General features: G+C 68.7%; 11 protein-coding genes. 1 reads left to right on the top strand and 10 read right to left on the bottom strand.

What is annotated here, in order from left to right; genetic code table 11:
- From VFM98_RS12475 to VFM98_RS12430, 10 genes are all read right to left on the bottom strand, one after another.
- A partial coding sequence (locus VFM98_RS12475) for a CaiB/BaiF CoA transferase family protein (protein ID WP_325110247.1) occupies window positions 1-594 on the bottom strand: 594 nt, incomplete at its 3' end.
- Window positions 591-908 carry an NIPSNAP family protein gene (locus tag VFM98_RS12470; RefSeq protein WP_325110246.1) on the bottom strand — a complete coding sequence of 106 codons (318 nt, stop codon included), beginning with the start codon at window positions 906-908 and terminating at the stop codon, window positions 591-593. The genes VFM98_RS12475 and VFM98_RS12470, both read right to left, overlap by 4 nt.
- 7 nt (window positions 909-915) lie before the next feature.
- The gene (locus VFM98_RS12465) at window positions 916-1719 is read right to left on the bottom strand and encodes a hypothetical protein (RefSeq protein ID WP_325110245.1); all 804 of its coding nucleotides are present in this window, start codon (window positions 1717-1719) and stop codon (window positions 916-918) included.
- On the bottom strand, window positions 1716-2765 hold the full coding sequence (locus tag VFM98_RS12460) for a TRAP transporter substrate-binding protein (RefSeq protein WP_325110244.1): 1050 nt from the start codon (window positions 2763-2765) through the stop codon (window positions 1716-1718). Before VFM98_RS12460 ends, VFM98_RS12465 begins: the two co-directional genes overlap by 4 nt.
- A 39-nt stretch (window positions 2766-2804) precedes the next feature.
- Window positions 2805-4097, bottom strand: a complete 1293-nt coding sequence (locus tag VFM98_RS12455; RefSeq protein WP_325110243.1) for a TRAP transporter large permease — start codon at window positions 4095-4097, stop codon at window positions 2805-2807.
- Window position 4098: 1 nt separating this feature from the next.
- Window positions 4099-4719: a TRAP transporter small permease gene (locus tag VFM98_RS12450; RefSeq protein ID WP_325110242.1), complete on the bottom strand. Its 621-nt coding sequence runs from the start codon at window positions 4717-4719 to the stop codon at window positions 4099-4101.
- An 11-nt stretch (window positions 4720-4730) separates the two neighbouring features.
- Complete coding sequence (locus VFM98_RS12445) at window positions 4731-5120, bottom strand: cupin domain-containing protein (RefSeq protein WP_325110241.1); 390 nt, start codon at window positions 5118-5120, stop codon at window positions 4731-4733.
- 213 nt (window positions 5121-5333) lie between these two features.
- On the bottom strand, window positions 5334-5915 hold the full coding sequence (locus VFM98_RS12440; RefSeq protein ID WP_325110240.1) for a cupin domain-containing protein: 582 nt from the start codon (window positions 5913-5915) through the stop codon (window positions 5334-5336).
- Window positions 5912-6637 (bottom strand): sigma-70 family RNA polymerase sigma factor, encoded by a 726-nt coding sequence (locus VFM98_RS12435; protein ID WP_325110239.1) that lies wholly within the window; start codon window positions 6635-6637, stop codon window positions 5912-5914. Before VFM98_RS12435 ends, VFM98_RS12440 begins: the two co-directional genes overlap by 4 nt.
- Before the next feature lie 6 nt (window positions 6638-6643).
- Complete coding sequence (locus tag VFM98_RS12430) at window positions 6644-6913, bottom strand: hypothetical protein (protein WP_325110238.1); 270 nt, start codon at window positions 6911-6913, stop codon at window positions 6644-6646.
- A 159-nt stretch (window positions 6914-7072) separates the two neighbouring features.
- Here VFM98_RS12430 and VFM98_RS12425 point away from each other — a divergent pair.
- Window positions 7073-7540, top strand: a 468-nt coding sequence (locus VFM98_RS12425; RefSeq protein WP_325110237.1) for a pentapeptide repeat-containing protein, incomplete at its 3' end; no start/stop codon positions are given.

Raw genomic sequence — 7540 nt, 5'->3', positions numbered from 1 at the left:
GGTGCGTTCGCGGGCGACCACGGCCGCCAGCACGCCCATCGCGCCGAAGATGCCGCCGCCGATGTCCCCGATCGGGATGCCCGAGCGCGTCGGGCGCGCGGCTGCGTCGCCCGTGATCGACATCCCGCCGCCCAGCGCCTGGACCACCTGGTCGAAGGCCGGGCGATGGATGTCGGGGCCGGTTTCGCCGAAGCCCGTCACCGTGCACGTGATGATGCGCGGGTTGATCTTCGCCAGCGTGTCGTGGTCGATGCGCAGCCGCTTCGTGACGCCCGCGCTGAAGTTGTCGAACACCACGTCGGCATGGCGCACCAGGTCGTAGAACACCGCCAGCCCGGCTTCGCTCTTCATGTCGATGGCGACGCTCTCCTTGCCGCGGTTGAGGGTGAGGAAGTAGGCGCCCATGCCGTCGCGCGCGTAGTGGGGGCTGTCCGCCAGCAGCTGCCGGGTGCCCTCGCCCTTGCCGGGCGGCTCGATCTTGATCGTGCGCGCGCCCAGGTCGGCCAGCGTCATGGTGCCGTAGGGCCCCGAGAGCATGTGCGTGAGGTCGAGGACGACCAGCCCCTGCAGGGGCGCGTTCCTTTTGTCGGTCATTGCGTTTCCGGCGAAAACGGGGCGGGGTTGAGCAGTTCGTTCTGCATGTCGCGGATCAGCGGCAGCACCTTGGGCACGAAGGCCGCCCATTCGGGGCTGGCGGCCAGCAGCGCCCGGCGCCGCTGGCGCTCCTCGAAGGACGCGTAGCCCCAGAGGTGGACCACCTTGTTGACGTTGCCGATCTCCGAGCTGTAGAAGCCCAGGAGGTTCCCGAGCACCGGCCGCTCGATGGCGATGCCTTCCTCGGTCATCAGCCGCATGAACTCGGGCAGCTTGCCCGGATGCAGCACGTAGGAGCGCATCTCGACGAGCATGGCGCGCTCAGGCCCAGAGGACCAGGTTGCCCGCCGGCATCCGGCCGACGAAGGAGCCGATGGAAACGCGGCTGCCCCCCGGCATGCAGGTGCCCGGCGCGACCTCGTGCGGATTGCGGGTGTTGAAGATCACCACGTCGCCGGCGGTCGCGCGGTAGGTGAAGCGGGGTGCACCTTCCACCAGCGCGTGGTCCAGCCCGTAGCTCTTGGGGATCTCGCCCGGCGTGACCAGCGGATTCCAGGGCGCGTTGTAGACGGTGGTGTGCCCGCCCGACTCCAGTTCCTCGGCGAAGAAATTCCAACCCAGCTGGCCGTCGATGGCGCCGATCGCGTAGTCGGGCGAGTTCACCGGCGCCCAGTCGACGTGCAGGTCGATCTTGTCGCTGGTGGAACGGATGATCCCGGCGAAGTACGGCCGCTCGCCCTCGCGCGCGAAGTCCACCGGCCGGTCCCACGCGGCCTGCAGGCGTTCCATCAGGCGCGCGAGCGGATCGAAGGACTGCGCGAAGACTTCCTCGACATCGGCCCGCGCCTGCGGGACGTCGGCCAGGAATTCCTCCTTGGTGCGGTTCCAGCGGTACTGGTATTGCGCCAGTCCGATGTAGCCGATGCGGTCGCTGACGTTGTAGTACTGCATGCGGCCCTTCTTCGCCGCCGCCGCGAAGCCGGCGCACTCCGCCGGGGTGGCGAAGCCGCGGATGCGGATGGCGGAGATCCGGTTATCGAGCAGCAGTGCCAGGTTCTCGCGCGTGAGCTCGTGCTCCGCCGTGCTCTCCCAGGTCGGCTGGGCGCGTTCCAGGACCGCGCTCATTTGGCCGCCGCCTTCAGGCCCGCCACCTTGCCGGCGGATTCGTTCCACGCCTTGACGCACGCCTCGCCGCAGCGGGAGGCCCAGCGCGGCAGCACCTGCTCCAGCAGCGCCTTGCGACGCAGCTCGAGATCGCCCTCCTTCACCGGCACCAGGATCATGCTGGCCGGCGGCCCCTCCGGGCAGGCGCCCTTGCCGGTGTTGCAGGCGATGCCGATCTCGCTCTCGCGCACGTTCTGCTCGTGGATCTGCTTCTCGAGCACCCGGTACTGCTCGCCGATCACCTTCTGCACCGACGCATCGAGCTTGTTCCAGGACTTCAGGCTGGCCGCGGAAACGGCGGAGGCCCAGTTGATCGGCAGCCGGTACAGGTACTTGGCGCCCTCGTACCACTTCGCCTTGTAGCCGCCGAGCGTGCCGGTGATCGCGCAATCCAGCACGCCGTTCTGCAGCGCCTGCTGCACTTCGCCGAAGGCCATGTTGACGCCGGAGCCGCCGAAGTACTCGATGAAGTCGGCCTGCGACGCGCCCGAGACGCGGACCTTGCGTCCCTTGAGGTCCGACAGGCCCTTGAACTCGTTGCGGCAGTACAGCACCTGGTCCTGGAAGGACCACAGGCCCAGCACCTTCACGTTCTGCTGCTTCTCGTAGTAGGCGGCCAGGTGCGGGCGGAACGCTTCCTTCACCTGCTCCAGCATGTCGATGGTCGGCGACACGCCGGCCAGGTCGATGGCGTCGTTGATCGCGGCTTCGCCGGCCAGGAAGCCCAGCTGGGTCGTGCCGACGTCGTAGAGGCCCTGGCGCAGCAGCTTGATCACCTCGCCGCCCTTGAGGCCCATCTCGTTCCACGGCTTGAACTGCGCCGTGACCTGGCCGCCGGTGGCCTTGGGGATGACGGTGTTCCACATCGGAGCTTCGAGCTCCTTCGACTGCGTGGTGATACCCAGGTTGCCCACCACGTTCAGGTGCGTCTTGGGAAAGTTCTGGGCGTGCGCGCCTGCCGCCGCCAGGCCGGCGGCGAGCACGAGGATCCGGATGCGTTCTTTCATGGTGACTCCGAAGGTCGCGGATGGAAGGAAGGGCTTGCGTTACTTGTGGCCGCCGAACAGGTGCGGCAGCGCTGTGGCCAGGGAAGGAAAGGCGAGCAGCAGCGCGAGCATCACGAGCATCATGGCGGCGAAGGGCAGCGCGCCCACCACCACGTCGCTGAACTTGCCGCTGCGCCGCACCGACTGGACGACGAAGAGGTTCATGCCGATCGGCGGCGTGATGAGGGCCAGCTCGATCAGGATCACGAAGACGATCCCGAACCACACCGGGTCGTACCCCAGCTTGGTGACGATGGGGACGATGATCGGCGTGGTGGCCACCATCAGCGTGAGCGTTTCGACGAAGCAGCCCAGCACCAGGTAGACGGCGATGATCGCGAGCATCACGGCGAGCGGGGACCAGTGCAGCTTGCCCACGGCTTCCACCGCCAGGTCCGTCAGGCCGATGGTCGACATGACGAAATTGAGGAAGTAGGCCGCGACCACGATCAGCATCACCATGGCGGTGGTGCGGACCGTGCCTTCCAGCGACGCCCACAGCTGCTCCAGGCCGAACTTGCGTGTCCAGCAGACGTACGCGAGGGTGCCCACCACGCCCAGGGCGGAGGCTTCGGTCGGCGTGGCCCAGCCCAGGTAGATGGAACCGACCACCAGCAGGAACAGGTACAGCGGCGGGCCGAGCGCGAACAGCGCGCGCCAGCGTTCGCCCCAGCTCGCGCGCGGCTTGCGCGGCGCGAGGTCGCTGCGCCAGACGCAGGCGATCCACACCACCAGCGAGAAGCCCAGGGCCATCAGCAGGCCCGGAATCAATCCGGCGAGGTACAGGTCCGACACCGAGGTCTCGGACAGCGCGCCGTAGATCACCATGTTGATGCTCGGCGGAATCAGGATGCCGAGCGTGCCGCCGGCGGCGATGGAGCCGAGGAACAGGGCCGGCTTGTAGCCGTACTTCTCCATGCTCGGAATCGAAACGGTGCCCACCGTCGCCCCCGTGGCGACGCTGGAACCGGAGGTGGCGGCGAACACCGTGCAGGCGGCGATGTTGGTGTGCATCAGGCCGCCCGGAATGTGGCCGACCCACTTGTCGAGCGCGTCGTACATCCGTTCCGCCAGCCCGGAGCGCAGCAGCATCTCTCCCATCAGGATGAACATGGGGACGGCCACGAGCACGAAGTCGTTGGACGTGCTCCACGCCATCTCGCCGACGCCGCGCAGCAGCGGCAGCGGCGAGTACAGCGCCGACAGGCTGGCGCCGAGCACCCCGATCGCCGCGCCGACGTAGAGGCTGCTCGCGATGAACAGGAGCAGCAGCAAGGAAGCGGTCAGCAGCATCTCAGGCTCCGGGCTGCAGCTGCAGCGCGCCCACCCCTGCGCCTGGCGTGCCCGCAGGTGCGCCTTCGAGGCTGGCTTCCACTTCCTCGGCGACCGAGGCGATCCCGAACAGCTTTTCCACCTCCTCGGGCCGACCGCGCCACATCGCATGCACGGCGACCACGAACAGCACCACGGTCGTCAGCGCGAACCAGCCCAGTCCGATCAGCCAGAGCCCCTGCGGGATGACCAGCGGGATGTGCAGGGTGGAATTCGAATGCGCATCGAGTTGCAGGTTGTCCAGCACCACCCGGGCCGCGAAGAAGACCAGCACGGCGGCGAAAACGGGCAGCACGCCCAGGGCGGCGACGTCGAGCAGGCCGCGGGCCTTGCGCGGCAAGGCGCCGTAGACCACCTCGATGCGGATGTGCGCCTTGGTGATGAGGGCCCACGACAGGCCGAAGGAGGTGGCGAGGGCGATCGCGTAGCCGGTCAGCTCGAAGCTCTCGAAGATGGACAGCTTGAACAGGTTGCGGAACACCACGTCGAGCGAGATCAGGATCGCGCTCAGCAGGATCAGCGCGCCGCCCAGCCGCGCCAGCAGGCGCGAGACCGCGGACACGGAGCGGACGGTTCGCGACATGGCGGGCCGCCTTACTCGCTGACCCAGGTCTTCCTGGGCGGCGACTTGATCTCCAGCTGCTCGCAGTCCTCCAGCGCCTCGCTGAAGTGCTCCACGCCGACCGGATGGATCCAGGAGGTGCCCGGACCGGCGATGAATTCCTTGCCGCCGATCACGAGGCGCAGCTTGCCCCTAATGAGATAGGCCACGGTCTCGTGGTCCATGTGCTTGTGCACCGGGTCGACGAGCCCCTTCTCGCGGAAGACGTGCAGCATCAGGATGTCCTTGCCGACCATCATCCGGCGCACCTCCACGACGCCTTTGGGCTTGACCCCTTCGACGGCGGCGAGCCGCTCCGGGGCAATCTGGTCCTTGACGGTGAAGAAGCCCTCGGTGAGGGGCAAGGCACGGGGATCGTTCATCCAGCTCTCTCCTTCGAATCAGGTCGGCACGCGAGGGGTTCGGCGGCTGATTGTGCACAATCAAGCCATCACCACGCACCGCGTTTACCCTGATTCAGGAGTGACGAGACGGACTCGGCGCGACTCTGGGTCGGCCGATTGTGCACAGTCGCTTCAAGGGATCGCTGGGGAGGGAAGACGAAGGGAAGGTCCGGCGGCCCATGCCGCCGCCCTTCAGCGCAGCACGTCCGCCGTGCTCGTGATCAGTACGCAGGTGCAGCCGGTCTCGCTGAACACGCGCTGGTCGCCGGTGCCGGGCTCGCCGCGGTTGTAGTCGCCGGGCAGGAGCTTGCGGTCCTCGATCCACAGCTCGCCATCGAGCAGGTGCAGTTCCTCCACGCCCGCATGGTTGTGCGGCGGGTAGGACGCGCCGGGGGCGAGCCGCACCAGCATGCTCACGCGCCGCCGCGGCGCGTCGGTGGCCAGCAGCTTGCATTCGATGCCCGGCGCCACGGCCGCCCACTCGGGCTCGCGCCATTCCTGTTGCGCGGGCAGCACCGGTTCCGTGCCCGTGTCCGCCGCGATGCGTCGGGCCAGCCGCTGCTGCAGCGAGGGCACGGGCCGCAGGACGTCGGTCGGCCAGGAGGCGAACGATTCCACCACGGGCCGCAGGGCATCGAGTTCCTGCCGGCACTGCGCACAGGTAATGACATGCGCCTCCACGGCCGCCGCTTCGTCCGCCGGCAGGCGCTGCAGGGCATGGGCGCAGACGCGCTCGTCCCACTCGCATGCCACCGGATCGCCGGTCGACTTCATGGCCCTTCCCCTTCCGCTGTCAAGGCCTCCCGCAGCTTGTGAAGCGCGGAGCGGATGCGCGTCTTCACCGTGCCCAGCGGCTGCTGCAGGTGCAGCGCCGCCTCGGCATACGTCAGGCCGGAAAAGAAGGCCGCCTCGAGCGCCTCGCGCTCGGCGGGGTTCAGTTCGCCCACGGCGCGCTGCAGCACCTCGCGCTGCTGCAGCAGTTCGACGGCGTCGCGCGTGTCCGCCGCCTCTTCGGCCGGCAGCGCGGAGCCCGCCCGAGGATCCAGCCGCTTCTGCCGCTGTTCGAAGCGCACGCGATCGATGGCACGCGAACGGGCCTGGTTCATGATCCAACCGAGCACCGTTCCATTGGCCGCATCGTAGCCCTGTGCGCGCCGCCAGACGTCGTGGAACACGTCCAGCGTCACCTCCTCGGCCGTCTCGCGGCTGCAGGTGATGCGCACGGCCAGGGTGAAGACCACCCGATGGGCCCGATCGTAGAGTGCGTGCAGCGCCAGCTGGTCGCCGCGGGCGACGGCGCGAACCAGCCTCTCCCAGTCCTGCTCCGGGACCAGGGCCTTGGACGTATCGGCATAGAGCACGTCCCCGAGAGTCGCGAGAAGCGGCTCCTGACGTCTTTCTTCGGCTGGCGGCACGCTTGCGATTCTGTCGCGGGTCAGGCCACCGCTGCAAGTGGACCGCAGGAAGCCTGGCTCATCCGGATAGATCCGCGCCATCGATGCTCATGCCGCGCCCCTGCGCCTGTCCGGGGCGGCGGGAGGCAGGCCGAAACCCTTCTGCAGCACGGCATCCGCCAGGGCCCGCAGGGCCAGCAACTCCAGCCGCTTGCCCTCCACCTCGTGCCGCGTCGCCTGCCCGTGCGCCAGGCGCTTCACGAGTTGCGCGAACGCGCGCTCGTGCGCCAGCAACGCGTCGTGCGCCCTGCGCCAGTCGTCCAGAGGGCCGGGTTCGTCCGCCCCGGCGCCGCTGGCGACTTGGTGGGCGCCTTGCACGGTGGCGCCCTCACCGTTGGGGCCCGGGGGCGAAGATGGATCGAATGTCATTGCCACCATAAAACGCCAACGGTGAAGCGGCGGATTGGACGCGGACAGTAAGGCTTTGTATCCGCGCTCCAGGCAAGCCGATGGCACGATGCTTGCGGCGCAGTGGCCATGACGCCAAGCCCGATCCGGATCCGGCCCTGCGCGGGGGCCCTGGCCACCCTCTTGGTGGCCCTGGCCGCCGCGGCGGGCGCCGGCGAACTCACACGCGAGCAGGTCCAGCAGGCGCTCGCCGCGGGCGCCGGCCAAGGTGCCGACTTCGCCGGCAAGGACCTGTCGGACCTGGACCTGAGCGGCCTGGACCTGCGGCGCGCCCGCCTGCGCGGCGCCAGCCTGTTCGGCAGCAAGCTCGTCTCGGCCGACCTGCGCGGCGCCGACCTCACCGGTGCCAACCTCAATGGCGCCTGGCTGATGGGCGCGGATTTCACCGGCGCGCAATTGCGCGATGCGAGCCTGCTGTCGGTGGTGATCCTGGGCGGCGCGGTGCGCAAGATGCCGCTCTTCAAGAGCGCCGACCTGCGCGGCGCGAAGATCATCGCGGACCTGCCGGGCGCCGACCTGAGCGGAGCGGACCTGGGC

It is taken from the genome of Ramlibacter sp. (assembly GCF_035706265.1).
GTDB lineage: Bacteria > Pseudomonadota > Gammaproteobacteria > Burkholderiales > Burkholderiaceae_C > Ramlibacter.
This window is presented reverse-complemented; position numbering and strand designations above follow the sequence as displayed.